At 61.2% G+C, this 22541-nt stretch carries 22 protein-coding genes; 7 read left to right on the top strand and 15 right to left on the bottom strand.

Going from position 1 to position 22541, the window contains the following annotated elements:
- The 3 genes from I6E74_RS01470 to I6E74_RS01460 all read left to right on the top strand — a co-directional run bounded on the left by I6E74_RS01470 (position 1) and on the right by I6E74_RS01460 (position 3128).
- Positions 1 to 1269, top strand: coding sequence for an ABC transporter substrate-binding protein (locus I6E74_RS01470; RefSeq protein WP_197122384.1), 1269 nt, complete (start codon positions 1 to 3; stop codon positions 1267 to 1269).
- Positions 1270 to 1353: 84 nt separating this feature from the next.
- Complete coding sequence (locus I6E74_RS01465) at positions 1354 to 2235, top strand: carbohydrate ABC transporter permease (RefSeq protein ID WP_197122382.1); 882 nt, start codon at positions 1354 to 1356, stop codon at positions 2233 to 2235.
- Positions 2232 to 3128, top strand: a complete 897-nt coding sequence (locus tag I6E74_RS01460; RefSeq protein WP_231604446.1) for a carbohydrate ABC transporter permease — start codon at positions 2232 to 2234, stop codon at positions 3126 to 3128. Before I6E74_RS01465 ends, I6E74_RS01460 begins: the two co-directional genes overlap by 4 nt.
- Before the next feature lie 29 nt (positions 3129 to 3157).
- On the opposite strand, the gene I6E74_RS01455 is transcribed toward I6E74_RS01460, so the two are convergent.
- Positions 3158 to 4456: an ATP-dependent RecD-like DNA helicase gene (locus tag I6E74_RS01455; RefSeq protein ID WP_197122380.1), complete on the bottom strand. Its 1299-nt coding sequence runs from the start codon at positions 4454 to 4456 to the stop codon at positions 3158 to 3160.
- 95 nt (positions 4457 to 4551) lie between these two features.
- On the opposite strand from I6E74_RS01455, the gene I6E74_RS01450 reads away from it, so the two are divergent.
- A complete protein-coding gene (locus I6E74_RS01450; protein ID WP_197122378.1) occupies positions 4552 to 5598 on the top strand; it encodes a hypothetical protein in 1047 nt (348 codons plus the stop codon).
- Here the strand turns inward: I6E74_RS01450 and I6E74_RS01445 are convergent.
- From I6E74_RS01445 to I6E74_RS01435, 3 genes are read right to left on the bottom strand one after another with little or no spacing between them, the layout of a single operon-like run.
- Positions 5576 to 7066, bottom strand: coding sequence for a glycosyltransferase family 2 protein (locus I6E74_RS01445; protein ID WP_197122376.1), 1491 nt, complete (start codon positions 7064 to 7066; stop codon positions 5576 to 5578). The genes I6E74_RS01450 and I6E74_RS01445 overlap by 23 nt on opposite strands.
- Positions 7066 to 7929: a HEAT repeat domain-containing protein gene (locus I6E74_RS01440; RefSeq protein WP_197122374.1), complete on the bottom strand. Its 864-nt coding sequence runs from the start codon at positions 7927 to 7929 to the stop codon at positions 7066 to 7068. The genes I6E74_RS01445 and I6E74_RS01440 overlap by 1 nt, the downstream gene beginning before the upstream one ends.
- Positions 7926 to 8291, bottom strand: coding sequence for a response regulator transcription factor (locus tag I6E74_RS01435; RefSeq protein ID WP_197122372.1), 366 nt, complete (start codon positions 8289 to 8291; stop codon positions 7926 to 7928). Before I6E74_RS01435 ends, I6E74_RS01440 begins: the two co-directional genes overlap by 4 nt.
- Positions 8292 to 8378: 87 nt before the next feature.
- On the opposite strand from I6E74_RS01435, the gene I6E74_RS01430 reads away from it, so the two are divergent.
- The gene (locus I6E74_RS01430; protein WP_197122371.1) at positions 8379 to 10427 is read left to right on the top strand and encodes an ATP-binding protein; all 2049 of its coding nucleotides are present in this window, start codon (positions 8379 to 8381) and stop codon (positions 10425 to 10427) included.
- 56 nt (positions 10428 to 10483) lie between these two features.
- The gene (thrC, locus tag I6E74_RS01425) at positions 10484 to 11917 is read left to right on the top strand and encodes a threonine synthase (protein ID WP_197122369.1); all 1434 of its coding nucleotides are present in this window, start codon (positions 10484 to 10486) and stop codon (positions 11915 to 11917) included.
- A gap of 78 nt (positions 11918 to 11995) precedes the next feature.
- Here the strand turns inward: thrC and I6E74_RS01420 are convergent, their stop codons facing one another.
- From I6E74_RS01420 to I6E74_RS01380, 9 genes are all read right to left on the bottom strand, one after another.
- Complete coding sequence (locus I6E74_RS01420) at positions 11996 to 13957, bottom strand: cytochrome c oxidase assembly protein (protein ID WP_307784349.1); 1962 nt, start codon at positions 13955 to 13957, stop codon at positions 11996 to 11998.
- A gap of 158 nt (positions 13958 to 14115) precedes the next feature.
- Positions 14116 to 14406 carry an HU family DNA-binding protein gene (locus I6E74_RS01415; protein WP_100387826.1) on the bottom strand — a complete coding sequence of 97 codons (291 nt, stop codon included), beginning with the start codon at positions 14404 to 14406 and terminating at the stop codon, positions 14116 to 14118.
- 72 nt (positions 14407 to 14478) lie between these two features.
- On the bottom strand, positions 14479 to 14784 hold the full coding sequence (gene rpsN / locus I6E74_RS01410; RefSeq protein WP_197106841.1) for a 30S ribosomal protein S14: 306 nt from the start codon (positions 14782 to 14784) through the stop codon (positions 14479 to 14481).
- Positions 14785 to 14786: 2 nt separating this feature from the next.
- Complete coding sequence (gene rpmG, locus I6E74_RS01405) at positions 14787 to 14954, bottom strand: 50S ribosomal protein L33 (protein WP_009773536.1); 168 nt, start codon at positions 14952 to 14954, stop codon at positions 14787 to 14789.
- A complete protein-coding gene (gene rpmB, locus I6E74_RS01400) occupies positions 14954 to 15190 on the bottom strand; it encodes a 50S ribosomal protein L28 (RefSeq protein WP_129072582.1) in 237 nt (78 codons plus the stop codon). The genes rpmG and rpmB overlap by 1 nt, the downstream gene beginning before the upstream one ends.
- A gap of 161 nt (positions 15191 to 15351) precedes the next feature.
- The gene (locus tag I6E74_RS01395) at positions 15352 to 15735 is read right to left on the bottom strand and encodes a Fur family transcriptional regulator (protein WP_197122367.1); all 384 of its coding nucleotides are present in this window, start codon (positions 15733 to 15735) and stop codon (positions 15352 to 15354) included.
- Positions 15736 to 15745: 10 nt separating this feature from the next.
- The gene (locus I6E74_RS01390; RefSeq protein ID WP_197122365.1) at positions 15746 to 16657 is read right to left on the bottom strand and encodes a metal ABC transporter permease; all 912 of its coding nucleotides are present in this window, start codon (positions 16655 to 16657) and stop codon (positions 15746 to 15748) included.
- On the bottom strand, positions 16654 to 17436 hold the full coding sequence (locus I6E74_RS01385) for an ATP-binding cassette domain-containing protein (RefSeq protein WP_231601228.1): 783 nt from the start codon (positions 17434 to 17436) through the stop codon (positions 16654 to 16656). Before I6E74_RS01385 ends, I6E74_RS01390 begins: the two co-directional genes overlap by 4 nt.
- Positions 17437 to 17515: 79 nt before the next feature.
- Entirely contained in the window at positions 17516 to 18520 is a 1005-nt protein-coding gene (locus tag I6E74_RS01380) for a metal ABC transporter solute-binding protein, Zn/Mn family (protein ID WP_197122361.1), read from the bottom strand.
- A 129-nt stretch (positions 18521 to 18649) separates the two neighbouring features.
- Here I6E74_RS01380 and I6E74_RS01375 point away from each other — a divergent pair, with 129 nt between their 5' ends.
- The gene (locus I6E74_RS01375; protein ID WP_231604445.1) at positions 18650 to 19927 is read left to right on the top strand and encodes a D-arabinono-1,4-lactone oxidase; all 1278 of its coding nucleotides are present in this window, start codon (positions 18650 to 18652) and stop codon (positions 19925 to 19927) included.
- A 4-nt stretch (positions 19928 to 19931) separates the two neighbouring features.
- On the opposite strand, the gene I6E74_RS01370 is transcribed toward I6E74_RS01375, so the two are convergent.
- Together I6E74_RS01370 and I6E74_RS01365 are read right to left on the bottom strand one after the other, a co-directional pair.
- A complete protein-coding gene (locus tag I6E74_RS01370; RefSeq protein ID WP_197122359.1) occupies positions 19932 to 21068 on the bottom strand; it encodes an AI-2E family transporter in 1137 nt (378 codons plus the stop codon).
- 70 nt (positions 21069 to 21138) lie between these two features.
- Positions 21139 to 22530, bottom strand: a complete 1392-nt coding sequence (locus I6E74_RS01365) for a dihydrolipoamide acetyltransferase family protein (protein WP_197122357.1) — start codon at positions 22528 to 22530, stop codon at positions 21139 to 21141.
- Positions 22531 to 22541 lie beyond the last annotated feature (11 nt).

Below are 22541 nucleotides of genomic sequence, written 5' to 3'. Positions count from 1 at the left end.
ATGCCCGTCACGCGAAAGAAGACTCTCGCTGCTGTCGCTGCCCTCAGCGCCACAGCACTGATCCTTACCGGTTGTTCAGCCGACGGCGGAAGCTCCGACGACAACGTGCTCCGCATCGCCATGGGTTCCCCTGGCGAAGCTCAGATCCGCGTCTGGGACGACGTAGCGGCACAGTACGAAGCCGCCAACCCCGACGTCACGGTCGAAATGAACTACCAAGACGACGATCTGTACCAAACCATCGGTCTTCCCAACCTGCTCAACGGCCGCAACGCTCCAGACATCTACTTTGAATGGGCGGGAGCGCGACTCGAACAGCGTGCCGCTGACGGATTCGCTGCCGATCTCACGGAAGCCGTGACATCCGGTCCCATCGCTGGTCTCTTCGACGACGAAGTCTTCACCTCGCTCACCGTCGATGGCGCCGTCGTGATGGTGCCTCACTCCGCCGATGTCACCAACGTGCTCTGGTACAACGAAGACATCTTTGCGGATGCCGGACTCACGCCTCCCACCACCTGGGCAGAACTGCTCGACACCTGTGACGCGCTCAACGCCGAGGGAATCATCCCGATCTCCTCGGGCAACAAGGACCTGTGGGCTGCTGGTAACTGGCTCGCCCACCTGACCTCGCGCGTGGTGGGGGAAGACGTTTACAGCTCAGCCCTCGCCGGTGAGACTGACTTCAACACCCCCGAGTGGATCGAAGCCTTCGGGTACGTCGAAGAACTCGCCGACCACAACTGCGTCAACGAAAGCGTGAACGCTGTCGACGACAACGAGGGTGCTCAGCTCTTCTTCCAAGGCAAAGCAGCAATGCACGCGATCGGTTCGTGGCTCGTGAGCTGGGCGATCGATGAGGCGCCTGACCTTAACTTCGACTACGTGAACCTCCCAGCTATGCCCGGCGAAGGCAACCAAGAGAGCGTCATCGGTGTTGTCACCGGGTACGTCGTCAACGCCAAGAGCACCAAGCAGGATGAGGCCGCCGAGTTCTTGGCCCTGCTCAACAGCGACGAGAACGTTCAGCAGTTCATCGGTGCGGAGCTCACTCCGATGACCCTGTCCGCCGCGTCGGGTGAAGACATCGATTCGCGCACCGCATCACTCACGTCTCTGCTTGAGACCGCTCCCGCGATCGTGCTGCCGCCCGACAATGGCTACGACCTCGAGACCGCCAATGCGCTCTACGCGGCTCTCGCTGAGGTTTTGGGTGGTCAGAGTTCGCCCGCTGATGCCGTTGCCGGCATAGATCAAAAGCTTGGCTAACACCCTCCCCGTTAGCTAGCCGACCGCGCTGGTCGTCCACCACCCGAAGGCGGACGACCAGCGCTCCTTTCGAAGGATCGCTCCATGAAGCCGAACCGTACGGTCACCCCGTATCTGTTCTTGGTGCCTGCCATGGCGGTTTTCGGCTTCGCCGTGCTGTTCCCGGTCATCATGACCTTTGCCTACAGTTTCACGGAGTGGAACGGTTATGGCGCCATGGTTTTTGTCGGCATCGACAATTACGTCAAGGCCGCCCAAGACGTTCTGTTCCGCGATTCTTTCGTGCACGTTCTCATTTACATCGTCATCACCATCGTGCTCGAGGTTATTGTCGGCCTGGTGCTCGCGGGCCTCGTGAGCGTTCGTCGCCGCGGTTCTCTCTGGTTCCGCGTCGCTATCTTCACCCCGGTAATGCTGCCGATGGTTGTCGTGGCTGTGCTGTGGGCCTTCGTCTATAACAACGACTTCGGTCTCCTCAATGCCGCCCTGCAGACCTTAGGCCTAGAAGACCTCCAACGGGTGTGGCTCGGCGACACCTCCACCGCGCTGATCGCGGTAAGCGTCGTCTCCGGCTGGGTATATGCCGGTTTCTACATGACCATCTTCTATGCCGCGTTCAACCAAGTTCCGACCGAAGTCATTGAGGCGGCCCGCCTCGATGGTGCTGGCGAATGGCAGCTGTTTCGCCGCATCAAGGTTCCGATGATCCGCAACGCGATCACAGTCGCACTCTTGCTCTGTATCACCGGTGGCTTCCAAGGCTTCGACCTCTTTTATGTCATGACCAATGGTGGGCCCTACGGTGCCACCGAGATCCCGACCACCTATCTCGTGAAGTCTGTATTCACTTTCCAGAATGTCGGCTACGGCTCGGCTATGGCTGTTGTCCTGACCGTCGTCGTGGTCGGGCTGGGGCTGATCTTCACGAGAGTAAATCGCGAGAAGCCTGAGGAGGTTCGCTCATGAGTATCGACGCCAGCAACAAGCAATCCGATTCAGCTCGCACGCACACCGCGAAGCATCACGCCGGCCGGCGCACTCCCCTGCGGATTCCCGATGTGCTCTTCACCGCGGCGCTCATCGTCATCGCCGTCGTGTTCTTCTTTCCGATGCTCTGGATGGTGTTCTCGAGCTTCAAGACCAACTCGGCGATCTTTGCAACGCCCTTCGCCCTCCCCACCGAGATCGACTTCGGCCGCTGGGTTGAAGCGTTCGAAGTAGGCCACATCGGCCAGTACGCGCTGAACAGCGTGATCGTCACCGGAGCGTCGGTGCTCGCCATCCTGCTGCTCGGCGCTGCCGCGGCTTTTTCGTTCAGCCGCTACCGTTTTCGCGGTCGTAACCTGTTTATGGGGTTACTGGCTTTGGGCCTGCTTCTTCCGCTGCAGTCCTACTTCATCGCGCAGTCCACGATGTTCACCCAGCTGGCCATCACCGACACCCGCTGGGCCTTGATCATTCCGTATACCGCGATGGGTTTACCGCTCGCGGTCTACCTGCTCAAGGTCTATTTGGATGCCGTGCCCGACGAACTCTTCGAGGCCGCCCGCATCGATGGCGCAAGCGACCTGCGCATCTTCGGCTCGATCGCGCTGCCGCTGCTGCGGCCCGGACTCGCTACCGTCGCAATCTTCTCCGCGCTCTCGAGCTGGAACGAGTTCTTGCTCGCCCTGCTCTACATTCAGGATGATGCGCTCAAGACAATCCCCACCGGACTGCTGGCATTCTCCAGCCGGTATGTAACCGACTACGGCCTGCTGTTTTCAGCGCTCTCGATCGTGACGCTGCCGATGATCGTGATCTACATCGTCTTCAACAAGCAGATCGTGGAAGGCATCACGGCTGGCAGCGTGAAGTAGCTTCAGTACCTCACGCAAGCCCGGGGGAGTCAGGCCTGAATAGCCGGGATGGGCTGGGCCCGCGACATGAACCGCACGACGTTTTCATCAACGATGATGTCGCTCGGGCGCAGAGGCCTAGTCAGGTAGAGCCCTTCAAGCCTGCTGATGCGGCTGAGGGCAACATAGGTCTGGCCGGGAGCGAAAGAGCGTGGCCCGAGATCCACTATCGCGCTGTCGTAGGTCTTGCCCTGTGATTTGTGAATCGTGACCGCCCAGGCAAGCCGCAGCGGAAACTGCGTGAATTCGGCAACGACATCTTTGCGAAGCGCTTTCGTGCGCGCCGAGTACGAGTACTTGAACTTCTCCCACGCGACGGGCTTCACTTCGTAGTCGCGCCCGTCCACTTCGACCCAAACGGTGTCAGCGATCTTAACGACAGTGCCGACGCTGCCATTGACCCAGCGCTGAGTGCCGCCCTCTTGAGTGTCGTTGCGCAAAAACATCACTTGCGCGCCCACCTTGAGCTCAAGGGATTCATCGGCGGGGTAGGCGCGACCGCCGAACTCTCCCGAAATCTCGGCCTTCGCCGTGAGCACGCGACCGGGGAGTCGCGCGAGCGCTGTCGCGTTGATGCGCGTGACGGTGCTGTTCGTGGTGGCGAGCGTAATCGTGCCGTCGTTCGGCGCTGGCCGCGCTCCGACTGCGTTCAACCGCCCAGCGATTTCAGCAGTGACTCCGTTGTGACGGACGGCATTGAGCATGTATTTGAACTCATCCTCATGCTGGCGATGGATGCTCGTGAGTTCGTAAATCGTGAGGTCAGTCTGTTGCCACACGAGAGCGTCAAAGAACCAGATCGACTCATAACGGTCTTCGAAGTAGGCCCGCTCATCCGGGTCGCCCGGAACCGGCGCCAGTTGATACGGATCACCGAACAAGACGACCTGCACCCCACCAAAGGGCTCTTTCTTGCGCTGACGAGCCTGCCGCAGACTGCGATCGATCGCGTCGAGAAGGTCGGCATTGACCATCGATACTTCATCGATCACCAGCGTCTCGATGGTGTTGAGCAGCTTGCGCAGCTGATCGGTCTGTTCGAGCTCGTGGTCGGCGATCACACCGATCGGCAACCGAAACAGCGAATGGATGGTCTGCCCACCCACATTGAGCGCCGCGACTCCGGTCGGCGCACAGATCACAATCTGCTTCGATGTGTTGTGCGCAAGGTGATTGAGCAGCGTCGACTTACCCGTGCCGGCCCGCCCCGTAACGAAGAGGTTCTCCCGCGTCGTCTCGATGGCAGCAAAGACCGCTGCTTGCTCGGGCGACAGGGTAATTTCGGACACCCAATCACCCTAATGCCGCACCTTGCTGGTCTCGTGCCCGCGCGCCACAATCTGTGGTTCATCTCCGGCGCACCTCAGCGGTTTAGGATGTGTGAATGCGTCGCGAGCTTGTTATCTGGTCAATCGTGTTTGGGCTGATTGTTGTCGCCTTCGTCACGACTGTCCTGATTGTGAACGCGACACTCTTCAGCGCAAGCGGTTTCGTTCGCAGTTATCTCGGCGCTCTCGCCCGTCATGACATGGCATCCGCTCTGCAGATTGCCGACATCACGCTTCCTGAGGAACACGGCGCAGCATCAGATGATGGTTCTGGCGCGACACCGATCGACACCACCGGTGCTGGTTCCATGCTTCTCGCTGGCGCTCATGACCTCCTGCGACCGTCGGCACTCAGCACGATCGAAGAGATCGCCGTGGTCTCCCAGGAGAAGAACGCTGATGGGTCCGAGACCGTCACGTTCGTGTTCGAGCTCGATGGCCAAACCTCGCACTCGACGTTCACGGTGGAGCGAGATGGTTCACGTTTCGGCGTCTTTGCCGACTGGAAGTTCGTCACGGCCCCCCTCACGATCGTGCGCCTCACCGTTACGAACGCCCAAGAGTTCACCGCGAACGGCTCCGAGTTTGTCACTCCTGCCCAAGACACTCCCGCGCCCTTCGTAGTGCTGACCCCCAGCAGCTTCGAGATCAGCCACGATTCCACCTACCTCACGGCTTCCCCCATCACGGTGTCGGCCACGGAACCGGGCGATACCGTTCGCGCTAGCCTCGACGTCGTCGCCAACCAGACGATGATCGCGCAAGTGCAGCGTGAAGTGAACGACTATCTCGATGAGTGCGCCACCCAGGTAGTGCTGCTGCCGACCGGATGCCCCTTCGGGCAGCCCATGGCCAACCGCATCGTCACCACCCCCGAGTGGAGCATTGCGAGCTATCCCGAGGTCTCGCTCGTGCCCGGTTCTGAGACGGGAACTTGGCTCATGCCCGAAACGGATGCCGCAGCCCACCTCAACGTCGACGTCCGTTCGATCTTCGATGGCTCAGTATCCACTTTCGATAAAGACGTTGACTTCACCGCGAGCTATCTCGTCACGTTTATGCCGGAGGATGAGTTGCTCATCACGGCGCAATATCCGCAGTAGTTTCCCGCTGCAGCTGCGGTTGATCTGGGGAGTCGTCGGGGGCGTGCCCGGGACCTTCCTGCTCAAATCCGGCCCGCTCGATCGTGCCCCATTCACTTGGCCGCTTAAAGAGTGCTCGATACACCCCCTGCAACCGCCACCAGGTGTGCACGAGGTGAAAGCCCATTAGCTCGACGATGGTGGTCATCAGCAGAACGACGACATCCCGTAGACGCGAATACCGGTGGTAGGCGCTCTCTTCGATGAGCACGGAGGCGAGTGACGAGACCAGAGACAGCCCGACGGAGACGAAGAATGCGAGCGCGAAAAGCTGCCACGTGATGAGCCCGGTGATCGCTCCGGCGAGCGCAATGAACGCCCCAAGAACTCCGAAGATGGGGCCGTAGAACTCAAACAGCACGAAGTAGGGGAGCGTCAGCATCCCGAGCACGCCGTAGCGCGGATTCAGGATCATTTTTCGTTGCTTGGCAATGAGTTCGCCCAAGCCTTGTGACCACCGTCGACGCTGCGTGCTGAGTGCACTGAACGTGTTCGGCACTTCGGTCCAGCACACGGGCTCCGCCACGAACGCGATGCGATAGGGCCGTTTCTCGTCTCGAGCTTTCTTAGTGATCGCGACCACGAGATCGGCATCTTCGGCGAGGGATGTGCTGTCGAGGCCACCCACTTCAAGCACGGCGTCACGCCGGAAAGCCCCGAAGGCGCCGGAGATAATCATGAGGCCTTTGATCGATGCCCACCCGGTGCGACCCACGAGGAACGCCCGCAGGTATTCGACAACCTGAATTCGTTCGACCCATTTCTTGGGCATTTGCACCTTGGTCACGGCGCCCCGTGACACCGTGACACCGTTGGCGGGACGGATAACACCCCCGACCCCGAGAACCGTAGGGTCGGCGACGAACGGGGCCACGATATGCAGCAGGGCATCGCGTTCGAGCAGCGAGTCCGCGTCGATCATGCAGACGATTTCTTGGTCAGCGGCGCGCAGTCCCGCATTGACGGCATCCGAGCGCAGCCGCACGCTCTCTTTGCGAACAACCGTGAGATCACCACTGCGGGTCGCCCACAACTCGGTGATTTTGCCCTCGTGCTGCGGTGCCGCAGCGAGCACCTTCGACGTCGGTCGCAGGTCGAAGTTGTCCTTGAGGCGTTGGAAGGTCTCATCGGTCGACCCGTCGTCGACGACCACGATGCGAGTCAGGGGATAGCGGAGGTTACGCAGGGCGAGCACGGCATCCACAATCCCTGATTCTTCGTTGTGAGCGGGCACGATTATCGAAATGCCTGGCGTCAACGGGTTGGCGAAGATCTCCGACAACGTCATCGACGATGGCCAGTTAACTTCTCGCGAGACTTCGAGCGCTCCCTTGAGGAGCACCACCAGAAACACTCCGTTGTAGATCGCGTAGTAGACGATGAGCACCCAGGTGGCCCAGAAGGTGAACTGCATGAGGAAGTCGATCATCAGCCCACCGTCAATTCGTGGATAACAACTTCGGTGTGAAACAGCTCCTCAGGGCTCTGGGTTTCCATTCGTTCAAGCGCTGCGAGCGAGAGAGGCGAACCGAGACGTTGGATGGATCGCACGCTCGCCATCCGCACGTCGGCGCTGGGGGAGTCCAGCCCTGCTTCAATCGCACGACGGGCGTCGACGAGGTTGAGTTGCCCCGCGAGATCCAGCGCCAGCGCCCGCACTCGATGATTACTGTCCGTGACGGTGTCCCCGAACTCCGCAATGGAGGAAGGTGCCGCGCGCAGAACCGCCATGGAAATGATGCGGGCCGGGATGACTCTGGTTCCCTCCGTGCGGCGCAACAGCTCCGGCACGAGAGCGGCCATTCCCGAGCGGCCGGCGACCTGCGCGGCGAGGCTACGCACGCGCAGATCTCTGTCACCGAGCATCCGCTCAATTGATCGAGGCGCGTGCTCGGCCATGGGCGCAAACCGGTCAAGGGCACGCGCCCGGGTCAGGGCAAATGGTGACTTCATGCGACGCAGGTGAGCGCGATGAAATTGTTGGCCGATCAGCCACTGGGTGAGCGCCTCGCGGTCCTCGCCTCGCACCTGACTGGCTGTATCGGCCACCAATCGAGACAGGGCTGCACGGTCGCGGCGGGGGAGCGTCGCTGGGGTGTCACCGTCGACGATGGTCAGGATGTGGGGGCGTACTCGATCGCGACGTTTCTCTTCGCGGTGAGCCAGAGCAGTGCGAATGATGCGCTCTGCAACCACAATCAACGCCAGCAAGCCACACACCGTCGCGGTGGTGAGCAGCAATGCCATGGCCAGCCCGGGAATCGTCGGGATGGCGGGAATCGACGGAATCATCGCGATAACAGGGCGTTTGCGCGGGCCAACAACTCGCGGGAGGAGAATGGTTTGACGACATAGTCGTCGGCGCCCGCAGCCAAAGCGCGCTCAATGTCTTGCTCTTGCGCTTTCGCAGTGAGCATCAAAATGCGGGTAGCAGCGAAGAGTGGATCAGCGCGGAGTTCGAAGCAGACTTCGAGTCCGTTGCGCCGTGGCATCATCCAGTCCAAGATCACCAGGTCAGGAATGGATGCTCGCGCCGCGCCCAAACCGGCCTCGCCGTCGTGCTCGGTGTGAACCTCGTGGCCCGCCTGCTTCATGCGGTGAACCACCAGCGCACGCACGTCTTCATCGTCTTCAACGATCAATACAACGGCCATATTTGCGCCTCCCGAAAGGCTAAATCTCTGAGCATCGATGCTCAGGCTCCCGACTAGTCTGTCATTAGTCAGAGACTGGGGGTCGAAATGGCAAGGTCACAATTGGGCACTCCCGGTGACGCTCGCCGGGTCACAGTGGCTTCCCCTTCCACGCTGCTTTTGCTGGTTGTGGTGTTTTTGCTCGGGTGGGGCTTCGTCGCTTTCTCGCCCCCGGGCTCCCATGTTGCCGCCTGGTGGCCCGCCGCCGGAGTCAGTGTTTTGCTGGTGCTGCGCCTGCACCGCTCCCAGCGCGTCTGGGGAGCGGTCGCGGTCGTTGTCGTCACCACTTTGTCGAATATGGTCGGCGGCCGCGAGTTCGTTGTAGCGATCTCTTTCGGCATCGCCAATAGCGCGGAAGCGTGGCTGGTCGCCGTCATCGTGACTCGAAGCGCCCGGGTGCGTCCCGTTCTCGATAGCCTCGCGATGGCGTATCGACTGTGCGTCGCCGTCGCGGCGGGCGCGCTGCTCATCGGAATCCTCGCCGGTCTCACCGTCGCCGTCTTCGATGGGGGATCATTCGTCGACACTCTCATCGGTGTCAGTGCGGCTCACGCCACTGCGGTGTTGATTATTCTGCCGTTCGCCCTGCTTCCGCACGCGAGCCTGGCCCGTGTGCACCCTGCCGAAATTCTGGCGCAGCTGGTGATTATGAGCGCAGTGCTTCTCTATGTCTTTGGCCCGGACAGCACCCTTCCGCTGTCGTTTCTGCCCCTGCCGATTATCGCGTGGGCTGCGTTCAGGTTTCCCACTCGTATTGTGTTGTTCGAGATCGTCGGAATCGCCATTGCCGTCACCCTGCTCACGACCGCGGGCGGCGGGCCGTTCGACCAGGCCGTTGCGCTGGGCGGCAATCCCTCTACCCTCATCCAAGTCTTCCTCCTCTCCGTTGCGTCATTCGTACTCCTTGCGACGTCGTCCCAGAATGAGAGTCGGCTCGTCACCGCCCGTCTCCGCGACCGCGAAGGAGTGCTGCGCGGAGGATTCGTAGGATCCCGCGTGGGGCTGCTGATCGTCGAGCCATACCCCCACGGCTTCGTCGTTCTGGAATCGAATGAGATCGCCTCTTCAGTGATTGCCCCCGAGCAAGAACTCCGCACGGACTCTGACGGGAATTCGGTGGCGCTCTGGCACGGACCACTCGCCGCCAAGGTGGCGGCCGCGGTTGAACACCACGAGGAACGCGTCAGTTGGCAGGCCGACGTCGACGGCGTGCGCTCGGACATCGACGTGCTCATCGTCTCTCAGCCTTCGTCATCAGGGGTGCGCTACAGCATCCAACTCGTGGATGTCTCTGCCGCTCGACGCGTCGCCGAGGCTCACGAGCTTGCTCTCGAGAAAGAGCAGATGGCGACCGCGCGGGTGACCGAGCTGAACAGGCAAAAAGAAGAGTTCGTGGCGTCGGCAAGTCACGAACTACGCACGCCCATCACGAGCATCATCGGCTATGTCGAGCTGCTCGAAGAGGAAGAACTTGATGACTTTCAACGTGCCTCTGTCGAAACGATCGCCCGCAACGCCCGTCGCCTCGCTGACCTCGTAGAGAGCCTGCTGGAGTTAGGGCGCCCCCGCGACCCTTCGACCGCTGTCGCGTCAAGCGACTTCACAGTCACGGCCCACGAGGTCATCGGTAGCCTGCGCCCGCTTGCCGAGCGCAGTGGGATCGTACTCACGGTCGAATCAGGCCCTCCGGTCTGTGCCGCGCTTCCACCAATCGAACTGGATCGCATCCTGACCAATGTGGTCAACAACGCAATCAAATTCACCCCGGGCGGGGGCGCCGTCACTATCAGCGCCACCCCCACGGCGACAGAAGCAGTGATCACGATTACGGATACGGGGATCGGGATGGATGCCAGCGTCATTGAGCACATTTTCGAACGCTTTTACCGAGCACCGGATGCGGAAGAGCGCGGTATCACTGGCACCGGACTCGGGCTGCCGCTGGTGCGGGGACTCGTGCAGAAGCACTTAGGCTCTGTGGCCGTCACTTCGGTGCCGGGCGAAGGAAGCACGTTCACCGTGACGTTGCCATTGGCGGTGCCATCGCCGCTGGCGCCAGAAGTTGACGCTGGCCCCCAGAGCACCTCCCCCGCGTAACACCCCACTAGCCTGCCGATAAGCTGGTGCCTTAGTTCGACGAAAGGCAGGACCGGTTGCAGTACACCTCCACACGGGGCCACACCCTCGGCTCGTACACCGATGTCATCCTCGAAGGATTGGCAAGCGACGGTGGATTAGCGATCCCGAACGAGCTGCCCCACGTCGATGCCGCCCTGCTTGAGTCATGGCGCGGCCTGAGCTTTGCTGAGCTGGCGACCGCAGTCATCGGCCTGTTCGCTAATGACATCTCCGAAGATGATCTCTCGCGCCTCTGCCACGCTGCGTACGACCCCGCGAAGTTCTCTACCCCCGAGATCATTCCTGTCACCAAGCTCGGCGACAACCTCACCCTTGTCGGTTTGTCCGAAGGCCCCACGCTTGCCTTCAAAGACATCGCCATGCAGTTTCTCGGGGAGGCACTCGACTTCGCTCTCGAAAAATCCGGCGGGGTCCTCAACATTCTCGGCGCGACCTCTGGTGACACCGGTTCAGCCGCCGAATACGCCATCCGGGGGAGAAAGCGTCTCAGCGCCTTCATGTTGTCGCCGCTGGGCCGGATGAGCGAGTTCCAGCGTGCGCAGATGTATTCGCTGCAGGAACCGAACATCCACAACCTCGTCGTTGACGGCGTCTTTGATGATTGCCAAGAGCTCGTCAAGGAGCTTTCCAGCGATGCCGCCTTCAAGCAGGCCCACAATTTGGGCGCGATGAACTCCATCAACTTTGGGCGAATCTCCGCGCAGATCGTCTACTACTTCTGGTCATGGCTGCGGGTTACCGATGCGGTAGCCACGCAGGAGCGAGCAGGCTTTGAGATCTCTTTTTCGGTGCCGTCGGGCAACTTCGGCAACGTGCTCTCGGGTCACTACGCGCGAATGATGGGTCTGCCCATTCGAAAGCTCGTCGTAGCGACAAACGAAAACAACGTTCTCGACGAGTTCTTCCGGACCGGCATCTACCGCCCTCGTAACGCAGCAAATACGCTCGCCACCTCCAGCCCGTCTATGGACGTTTCTAAGGCATCCAACCTCGAGCGTTTTCTCTTCGACCTGCTTGGCAGCGATGCGGACCGCCTTCGTGGCCTCTGGCAGCAACTCGGCGCCGACGGTTTCGTCGATCTCGCCTCGCAGCAGTCGCGCTTTCTGGAAGAGTTCGGAATCGTCAGCGGCACGAGCACGCACCAGGACCGTGTCAACACGATCCGGTCAGTCTTCGAGAGCACGCAGGTGTTACTGGATCCGCACACCGCCGACGGTGTCACTGTGGCCCAGGCCCACATTGAGCCCGGTATTCCCATGCTGGTCTTGGAGACAGCAAAGCCGGCAAAGTTCCCCGACGTTATCGCTGAGGCGCTCGGCCGCATTCCCGCCACCGACGAGGCCTACCGCGAGATGCTCGAACTCCCGCAGCACCAGATTGATATGCCCGCGGATGCCGCTGCCCTGCGCGCGTACATCTCGGAGCATGCACTCCACGCCCACTCCTAGTCGGTGGCCCTTCACCCGGAGGGCTACCAAGGGTGCCTGCCGCCGCGCTACCCGTGCGGCGTGCTTAGCGCTTAGCGCTTAGCGCTTAGCGAGCATCTCGTTGTAGGCGTCGAGCTCTGCATCGCCATCGCGGTCGGCCTTGCGGTCGTAGCGCACGGACGCTCGGCGGTCGCTGCGCGACCACATGATTGCCACCGCGATGGCGAGCGCGATCGTGGGGATCTCGCCAACACTCCAAGCGATGCCGCCACCGATGCGCTGATCTTCGAGGGCTGTCACACCGTTGTCCCAGCCCATCGCGCCGTACCAGTCGGCCAGCAGCAGCCCCGTGCCGGTCATGAGGCCGAGGCCAAAGAAGGCGTGGAAAGCCATGGTGGCAAGCAAAATGAGCAGGCGAATGGGAAAAGAGGTGCGGTGCGGCGACGGGTCGATTCCGATGAGCGACTGCACGAACAGGTAGCCGGAGGCCAAGAAGTGGATGATCATCCATTCGTGCCCGACGTGGTCAGTGGAAGCCCACCGGAACAGCGGCGTGTAGTAGAAGACCCACAGCGAAACAACGAAGATGATCGCCGCAACAACCGGATGCCCGATCACGGCCAGATACCGTGAGTGCACGATCCGCAGAATCCACTCACGGGCTCCGCGGCTGCCGTCAGTGCGTTTGGCGATTGCGCGCATCGCGAGCGTCACGGGCGCACCGGGCACGAGCAGCACCGGAATCATCATGCCGAGGGTCATGTGCCCGAGCATGTGCATCGAGAACAGGTAGCCCTCGTACACGTTCACGCCACCGTTGGTGATGTAGAACAGCAGCAGCATCCCGAGCACCCAGAACACGGTGCGGTAGATCGGCCAAGAATCGCCGCGCTTGTGAAGGCGCCAGACGCCGGCGAGGTAGAAGAAGATCGCGAACGCGCAGATCAGCACCCAGATGAGGTCGAAGCTCCACAGGGTGAACAGGTTGCTTGCGGTCACGGTGGGGGGCAGCGGTGAACCGGTGAGGTAGGCAGCGGGGGAGGAGTCGGGCAAATCAGCGGCCACGATCTCGGGAACGGGCGTGGGCGTCGTCGCCAGGGCGGCAGCTGCGCCCGATGCGAGACCCATGAAAGCCAACTCGGCGCTGACAATCCACCAGAACCATCCGCGCTGCTTGCGGGGGCTGGATTCGAGGCGGCCGATTGCGTAGTTGCGGTACACAGCGCCGAAGAGACCCAAGACGATGAGGGCAAAAACTTTGACGAGCACGAGGATGCCGTAGGGCGAGAGCAGGTTCGCCAGGTTCTCGACGCGAATTTCTGCGCTCACATAGCCGGAGGCGGCCACCACGATGAAGCTCACGAGCGCGATGGTCGAGTAGCGGCGCAGCACGATACTCAGCCGGTCTTTGGTGAGGGCGGGGCGGGCGATGGCGATCGCGAGCAACCCGCCGAGCCAGAGGGCGGCAAAGACGAGGTGGAGAAATATGGCGCTGGTGGCGGCATCGTGATCGGCGGTTCCGCCGCTGTGGCCTTGAAGCGCCATCGGGATGAGCCCTGCAACGGAGAGCACCAGCACAAAGACGAGGGCGGTCATATTGCGCACGGCGAAGCAGAGAACGGTCACAACGGCCGCTATAAGCACTGTGGCAAGCCAGGCTTGACCTAGTTCGGTCGAGGTCAGAAAGCTTGCGAGAACGTCACCAAAGGCGCTGGAGAGGTCGATGGGCTGGTTGCGCACCGCCAGAAAGGTGAAAAACCCAGTAATGGCGGATGCCACAGCCCACACTGCGGCGCCGGCGGCCGCAAAGTCGAGAGTGATGTTGAATTCATCGCGCTTCGGACTCATCGCGAAGACAGCGATCATGAGCCCGCCGATGGTCGCCGCAAGCCCGAGGTTCACGAAGAGCTTCGCGATGGGCAGTCCCCAGCGCACGACAGCGCCCGGGTCAAGAAGAATCGGAACCGCAGCACCGCCACCGAACTGGAGTCCAGCAACAACCGCGATGGCTGCAACAAGGATCAGCAGGGCGGGTCCGGCGATCCGGCTGATTCTTAGCACCCCTCAAGAGTACTCGCGCTTATACGGGAGTTCGCCCGGTCCAGCGTCCCGCCCCAGCGTCCCGCCCCAGCATCCGCAGCCCCAGCAGCGACGGGAATCGCACCCAGAAAACAAAAAGGGCGACATCCCGGAGGATGTCGCCCTTTTAAAGTTGCTACTTAGCCCTTGGCTGCTGCCTTGAGCTTGCTGCCTGCGCTGAGCTTGACGCCGTGGCTGGCCTTGATCTCGATAGCTTCACCCGTCTGCGGGTTACGGCCGGTGCGAGCCTCGCGGAAGGTACGCTCTGCAGCCATCCATCCGGGGATCGAAACCTTGGTTCCTTCGCCGACCGACTTCGAGAGTACGGAGAAGAATGCGTCAACGACGCCGGAAACGGCAGCCTGGCTCTGGCCAGACTCTGCGGCAACCGCCGCTACGAATTCAGTACGGTTTAGCGACTTGTCAGCCATAAGGTGGTCCTCCTCGGACGTAGTGCAGTTAGTTGTTCCGAAACGTTAGAAAACGTCGGAACCGCTTGGAATCTACCAGCTTGACTTGGTAATTCCGGGCAACTCGCCCCGGTGAGCCATTTCACGGAAGCGAACACGGGAAACACCGAACTGCTTGAGGTATCCACGGGGACGTCCGTCAATGGCGTCGCGACCGCGTACGCGGATCGGCGAAGCATCGCGGGGGAGCTTCTGAAGTCCGAGGCGTGCAGCCTCGCGTGACTCGTCAGTTCCGGCGGGGTCGACGAGAGCCTTCTTCAGCTCGAGACGACGCTCGGCGTAACGCGCAACGATAACTTTGCGCTGTTCGTTCTTTGCAATCTTGCTCTTCTTAGCCATGTTTAGCGCTCCTCGCGGAATTCAACGTGCTTGCGAACCACCGGGTCGTACTTCTTGAGTACGAGGCGGTCGGGGTTGTTGCGACGGTTCTTGCGCGTCACATAGGTGTAGCCCGTTCCAGCAGTTGAACGGAGCTTGATGATCGGACGTACGTCCTGTGCCTTTGCCATTAGATTTTCTCCCCACGTGCAAGGAGGTCCTTGACAACGGATTCGATGCCACGAGCGTCAATTACCTTGATGCCCTTTGCGGACAGCTGAAGAGTTACGTTGCGGCGAAGCGACGGTACGTAGTACGTCTTCTTCTGGATGTTCGGGTCGAAACGACGCTTGGTGCGACGGTGCGAGTGCGAGATTGCGTGTCCGAAGCCGGGAATGGCGCCGGTCACTTGGCAGGTTGCTGCCATGGTGATACTCCTGTTCTAGTTACCGTAAGGACAAAGCCTTACCCAAGATCACTTGTCGGCACACACACTGCATTCTTCTCAAACCCGTGTTTTGGCACGAATTCAATCAGGGTGGGATGTGTCTGCGAGAGCGGAAGATACCGCTCGATCAACGGTATATGTTACGTGCTAGAGCAGGCCGGGCACAAGCCGAAAACGTCAACAATGTGATGCGGCTGGGTAAAACCGTGTTCGGCGGCGACGTTTTTGGCCCACTCTTCTACGGCATCCGCCTTGATTTCGACGGTTGTTCCGCAGTTGCGGCAGATCAAATGGTGGTGATGCGAGTCGGGCGTGCAGGCGCGAAACAGGCTTTCGCCATCTTGCTGCAGAGAGTCAGCGTCGCCCGTTCCGGCCAAGTCAGCCAGGGCGCGATACACCGTGGCCAGACCGATCGCGCTCCCGGCGTCGCGCAGCGCGGTGTGCAGCGCCTGAGCGCTCACGAAACCCTCTGACTCAGTCAGAGCATCCCGCACCGCTTCTCGCTGCCACGTATTGCGCTTCATAGTCACCACTCTAGCTTTCACCTGCTGGGGTAGCGCTGATCAATTCAGCTCCGGATGCGCGGCTCGAGACACGACGACCGCCCCGATTGCGCCGCACCGCGATGATGCGACACACGATGTAGATCAGGAACGAAATAGTCGTGATGTAGGGGCTGATCGGCAAGGATCCGCCGATCGCGAGCAAAACGCCACCGGTCGCCGACACGAAACCAAAGATCATGCTGAGCACGGGCACGAGGCGCGGCGATGACGATACCTGCATCGCTGCCGCGGCTGGCGTCACGAGCAGTGCCATCACCAACAACGCGCCAATAATCTGCACCGCCACCGCGACCATGAGCCCCAGCAGCACCATGAAGCCAAGAGAAAGCCACCGGGACGGAACGCCACGAGCTGCCGCAACCTCAGGGTCGAGGCTGTCGAACGTCAGCGGACGCCACACGACAAAGAGCGCTGCCAGCACCACGACGCTGATCACGATGAGCAGGCCGAGTTGCTCACTATCAACCGAGATGATTTGGCCCGTGAGGAGGCCAAACTTGTTTCCACTGCGTCCGGGATAGAGCGCCAGGAACAGGATGCCCAAACCCATACCGAACGGCATGAGCACACCAATAATTGAGTTTCGGTCGCGAGCCTTCGCCCCGAGCATCCCGATCAGAATCGCAGCAACGAGGGAACCCGCGAGCGACCCAGCCACCACATTGGCGCCAAACAGCAGCGCGGCGGCGGCTCCCGCAAAGGAGAGTTCGCTGATGCCGTGCACGGCAAAGGCCATGTCTCGCTGCATTACGAAGACGCCGATGAGGCCGCCCGCGATGCCGAGTACTGCTGCGGCAATCAGGGAAAACCGCACCAGGTTCAGGAGTTCGCCGTAGTCGCTGAAGTTAACGACCTGACCCCAGAATTCGTCGAAGGTCATTCGATCTCCTCCTCGTGATGGTGGTCGCCCTGCGGCGTGCCGGCCACGATGACGCGGCCGCCCACCCGCACAACTTCCACGGGTGTGCCGTAAAGCTCGCTCAGGACCTCGCTGCGCAGCACTTCGTCTGGCGTGCCGATCATGAACTTGCCACCGGCGAGGTACAGGATGCGGTCGACCATGCTCAAAATTGGGTTCACGTCGTGGGTCACAAAAATTACGGCGGTGTCGTGCGCGCGACGGCGGCGATCGATCAGTTCAGAAACGCCGCGCTGATGTTGCAGGTCGAGGCTGAGCAGGGGTTCGTCGCAGAGGAGCAACACAGGGTCAGCGGCCAAGGACTGGGCAACCCGCAAGCGTTGCTGCTCGCCGCCCGACAGTGAACCGAGGGGTTGGCTTGCGTAACCGGTCGCCCCCACGTCAGCGATGAGCTCATCAACGCGTTCTTTTACCGCGCGGGGGAGCGTGGGGAATCCGAAACGGTGCCCATTGACTCCCAGAGTCACCAGATCCCGACCGCGCAAAGGGGTACCAGGGGCCGCAAGTTTTTGTTGCGGGATATAGCCGATACAGCGATCGCCCCGGCGAACCGGATGCCCGGCTACCGTGATCGTGCCCGAGTCGAGCTTCTGCTGCCCGAGGATCGTTTTCAGCAGACTCGATTTGCCTGAGCCATTAGCGCCCAAAACTGCGAGAAACTCGCCGGGTGCGACATCGAGATTCAGGCCTGACCAGAGAGTGCGCGCTCCAAAGCCGAGTACACCATCGCGGATGCTCAACACGGGAACTGCCGCGGACGCCGAACCATCCGCGGCAGAAGCCGGTGTAGTGGCTGTAGTACTCACAGCGTTGCCACCATTACGGGACAAGGACCACCGCGAGTTCGTCCAAGTTTGAAGTCATCCATTGGATGTAGTCTGCACCCTCGGGCAGCGTCTCCGTAAATGACACCACGGGAAGGCCTGCTGCTTCGGCCGCTTCGCGGACTCGCTCAGTCTCGGGGCTTGCGGTCTGCTCGTTGTACGCCAACAGCGCGGCGTGACCGGAATCGATCAGGTCGAGCACCTCGAGCAGAGCAGCCGGGGGAACATCCGAACCCTCTTCAATCGCCTCAGTGAATTCCGGCGACGTGTCATCGTGCAGGCCAACCGCTTCAAGCAGGTAAACGGCAACAGGCTCTGTTACCGCAGCGCCCTTACCCTCCGCGCTCTCGGCGATGGTGTCGGCCTGGTCTTCGAGTCCTTCAAGATCCGAAAGGAACGCTGCGAGGTTTGCCTCGAAAGCGTCGCTTTTCTCGGGGCTCAGTTCCGTGAGCTCTTCGCTGATATGTTCAGCAACGTGCTCGATGGCGTGGAAGCTGTACCAGATGTGCTCGTTGAAGCCCTCGATGTGGTCGTGGTCCTCTTCTTCGTCGCCCTCTTCTTCGGCATGCTCGTCTTCGTCAGCGTGATCGTCGCCGTCTTCCTCAAGCAACCCGGATACTTCGACCGCTTTGATCAGGAGGGCTTCTGAACCGGCAGCTTCATACAGCGCTTCGGCGAAGGGGTCGTAGCCGCCACCGTTGAGGATCATAAGGTCAGCTTCGGAGACAGCGAGCTGGTCGCGAGCCGACGCTTCGTAGCTGTGGGGATCTTGAGCCGGGTTATCGATCAAGCTCGTGACGGTAACGGCGTCGCCACCGATCGTGGCAGCGATGTCACCGTAAACGATCGTGGACGCGACGACGGCGATCGTGCCGTCATCCTCGGTGGGCTCGGTGGCCGAACATCCGGCGAGGGTGAGTGCGGAGACCGCAAGCACGGCCCCAGCGGTCAGCGCGCGTGAGCGCGGAGTTGCAGAAAAGGCAGAGGTGAAGCGAGACAAGGGAGTGTCCTTCGAAAGCTGTAGGTAATAGCGGTAATGAGATTCGTTATCAATAGAGTACACCTGGAACGAGAGGACGGCGAATCAGCCGACATCCATCCCTGCTGGCTACGCTCAAAGGGCCCTGCGATGGGCACAGAAAGCGAGTACACAGTGTCAACACCACTCACCAACTGGGCCGGCAACCTCAGCTACATCGCCGAAACGATTGAGCAACCGACGACCGTCGTTGAGGTGCAAGAAATAGTGGCTCGCTGGCCCCGCGTTCGAGCGCTCGGCACCCGACACTCCTTCAGCGACATTGCGGATACCTCCGGGGCGCTCATCAGCCTGGCCGAACTCGACCCCGAAATTCGGATCGATGCGGCATCGCTGACCGTCAGCGTCACCGGGGGAACCAGCTACGGCATCCTGATGGCGGAACTGCAGAAGCACGGCTTCGGCCTGCACAACACCGGGTCTCTCCCGCACATCTCTGTTGCCGGAGCCACCGCTACCGCAACCCACGGCTCCGGAGACGGCAACGGCATCCTCTCCACCGCCATTGCCGCTCTCGAACTCGTCACGGCAGACGGCTCCCTCGTGACGGTCGATCGCTCCAGCGACGACCTGTCAGCGCTGGCGGTGGGGCTCGGAGCTTTTGGCATCATCACGCACGTGACCCTCGACATCCAGCCCAGCTATGTTGTGCGTCAAGACATCTACCGGTTCGCGCCGTGGGAGACGGTGCTCGAACAGCTGGATGAGGTGATGGCTAGCGCCTACAGCGTGAGCCTTCTTGCTGACTTCGCTAGCCCTACCGTGGCCCAGGTCTGGCTCAAGACCCGCCTCAGCGATGGCGCTGAGGCGCCACTGGCCTCCACCCTGTTCGGCGGCACCTGGTACGACGATTCCGAGGAAGCTTCGCGCGAGCATGTGAACCAGCGCGCGAGCGTGCCCGGCCCGTGGTCAGAACGGATGCCGCACTTTCGCCTCGACGGTCAACCCTCCAACGGCGGCGATGAGTTGCAAAGCGAGTACTACGTCGCGCGCGAGCACGGCGTTGAAGCGTTGCGCGCACTGCGCTCTCTTGGCGCCCAGATCTCGCCGCACCTGCTCATCTCAGAGATCCGTACTGCTGCGGCCGACGCCCTGTGGATGAGCCCCGCCTACGAGCGGGATGTGCTGTGCATCGGCTTCACCTGGGCGAAGCACCCTGCCGAGGTCGCAGCGCTACTGCCGGTGATCGAAGAAACTCTTGCACCATTCGCACCGCGGCAGCACTGGGGCAAGCTTTTTCACTATGGCGCCGACGACATCCACAAACGCTTTCCGCGAACCGCCGACTTCGTTGCGCTTCAGCGAGAGTACGACCCTCACGGCAAGTTCTGGAATCCGTTTCTCGAACGGACCCTAGGGCCCCGCTAGCGCGCTACTTCTTCTTTTTCGCGGCCGCCGGATCAACATCGGGCCGGTGCCCTTTTTCGTTCCAGGTCTTGAGAATCGACCACCCCACCGCAGCGATCGGCACGGCCAACACTGCGCCCACAATGCCGCCCAGAATCGTTCCGGCCGTCAATGCCACCAAAATGACGAGCGGGTGGATGCTCAGCGACTGCGCCATCACGACGGGCTGCAAGAAGTTGCCCTCGAGCTGATTCACCAACACGACGATGCCCAGCACGATTAGTGCCACGACCCAACCGTTGGTCACGAGAGCGACAACGGCGGCCAAGATGCCGGCGACGGTCGCACCGACGAGAGGGATGAAGGCGCCCAAGAACACAATGACCGCGAGCGGCAGCGCCAGAGGAACCTGCAAAATGAGCAGTCCGATACCGATACCGAAGGCGTCAACGGCCGCAACCGTTGCCGTGCCGCGGACGTAGCCGCCCAGAGTGCGCACGGCAGTGTGACCGATGCGGTGTCCGCGTGCGAGGCGTTCGCCATCAAGCGGGCGAAGGAAGAACTCCCAGATGCGGTCGCCGTCTTTGAGGAAGAAGAAAAGGATCACGAAACCGAGCAGGATTCCCGTGACCACCTGAGCCGCCGCTGAAACGCCCTGAATAGCTCCGAGACCGAAGGTTGCGCTCGTCACGAAGTCGATCACCGCGTTCCAGGCATCATCGAGGGCTGTCTGATCGATCGGGAACGGACCGTCGAGCGCGAAGTCCTTGAGTTGCTCAAAGCCCTCGACAGCCGAATCAGAAAGCTCCGACCACTGATCCTCTACGGCGAAAACGACCGCGGTAACCAACCCACCGAACACCACGATTCCGCCAAGCAGCGCGGTCCAGGTCGACAGTGCTCGTCCGACACCACGGCGACGCATCCAGACCACGATCGGGCTCGCAGCCGCAGCGAAGATCAGAGCGATAAGCACGGGAATAACGACAAGTTTGATCTGCGTCAGCGCAAACACAATCACCGAGATGAGCGTGAGCAGCAAGAGCACCTGAAGCGCCCGAATGGACCAAGCGCCCAAGCGGTCGGTCCAGAGGTCGTGGATTCCAGGGCGCGTCGAATCGGATGTGGAGGGAAACACCGACGATTTCTTTCCGAAGATCATTCGGCTACATTACCTATCGCTTCGCCTGATGTGGTGAAGCGATGGAGTGTTGTTGCCTAACGCTCAGCTACTAGTCGAGCAGCAGAGCAGGCTCTTCCAGCACACTCGCAAGATCTGCCACGAAACGGCTCGCAACATCCCCGTCAACAATGCGGTGGTCGAAGCTCGCGCTGACCGTCGTGACGTAACGGGCCCGCACTTCGCCGTCGACAACCCACGGCTTTTGCTTGATCGTGCCCATCGCAACAATCGCCGCTTCACCCGGGTTGATGATGGGGGTTCCCGTATCCATGCCGTACGAACCGAGGTTAGTGATCGTGATCGTGCCGTTCGACATTTCGGCGGGTTGGGTTTTGCCATCGCGTGCCGTCAGCGTGAGCTGCTCGAGGGCCTTGGCGAGCTCGAGAAGGCTCAGTTCTTGGGCATCTTTGATATTCGGAACGATGAGTCCCCGCGGCGTTGCCGCAGCGATACCGAGGTTTACGTAGTGGTGAACGGTGATCTCTTTATCGGTCCAGCTCGAGTTCACGGTCGGGTTGCGACGCACAGCCCAGTTCACGGCCTTCGCCATGATCAATAGCGGACTCACGCGCACGCCAGCAAAATCGGTGGAACTCTTGAGGCGCTTCACGAACTCCATGGTCCGCGTGGCATCCACGTCAGTAAAGACGCTGACGTGCGGTGCAGTGAAGGCGCTGTGAACCATTGCCTTCGCGATTGCCTTGCGCACACCCTTGACCGGAATGCGCTCTTCGCGTTCGTCACCCCACTCCGGGGTTTCGATGTTGCGGAAGACACTCGCTTGCGACGCGTGACGAATCACGTCTTCGCGGGTGGTCTCACCAGCCAAACCTGTCGCCTCGACCTCGGCAAGTTCAACGCCCAAGTCTTTGGCGAGCTTGCGAATCGGTGGCTTCGCAATGATCGGGCTTGCGAACGAAGCGGGGACGGATGCCGGGCGCGGCTTCGAGGGAGCGCTGGCGGCAACGACATCCTTCGCCGGCTGCGCACCCTTGCGGCGACGCGAGCTGACATGCCCGCCGGTGCCGTAGCCCACGAGCACTGCCCCTGGCTTATCGTCTTCGCTAGCGATCGTGGATGCTGTGTCGGCGACCGCGGCAGCCGTGTCATCCTCAGCGCTGCCCTCGGCGCCGACGTCAGACATCATGCCGTGGCTCTCGTCTTCGCCGGAGCCCGGAGCGGTCAGCTCGAGTGAGCCGCCTACCGACTGCACGGTGATGATCGGGGTTCCGACCTCAACGGTCATCCCCTCCTCAACAAGCAGCTTCTGCACGGTGCCTGCAAAAGGCGATGGCAGTTCAACGAGCGACTTAGCCGTCTCGATCTCAACGAGCACCTGGTTGACGACGATTTCATCGCCGGGCGCAACTTTCCAGGAGACGATCTCGGCTTCAGTTAGCCCCTCGCCCACATCGGGGAGAGGAAATTCAGATACGGCCACGAGGGCCTCCT

Origin of the sequence: Salinibacterium sp. SWN139, from assembly GCF_015864625.1 — a bacterium.
Taxonomy (GTDB): Bacteria; Actinomycetota; Actinomycetes; order Actinomycetales; family Microbacteriaceae; genus Rhodoglobus.
Note: the sequence above shows the minus strand (reverse complement) of the source record. Positions and strands in the feature narration are given on the sequence as shown.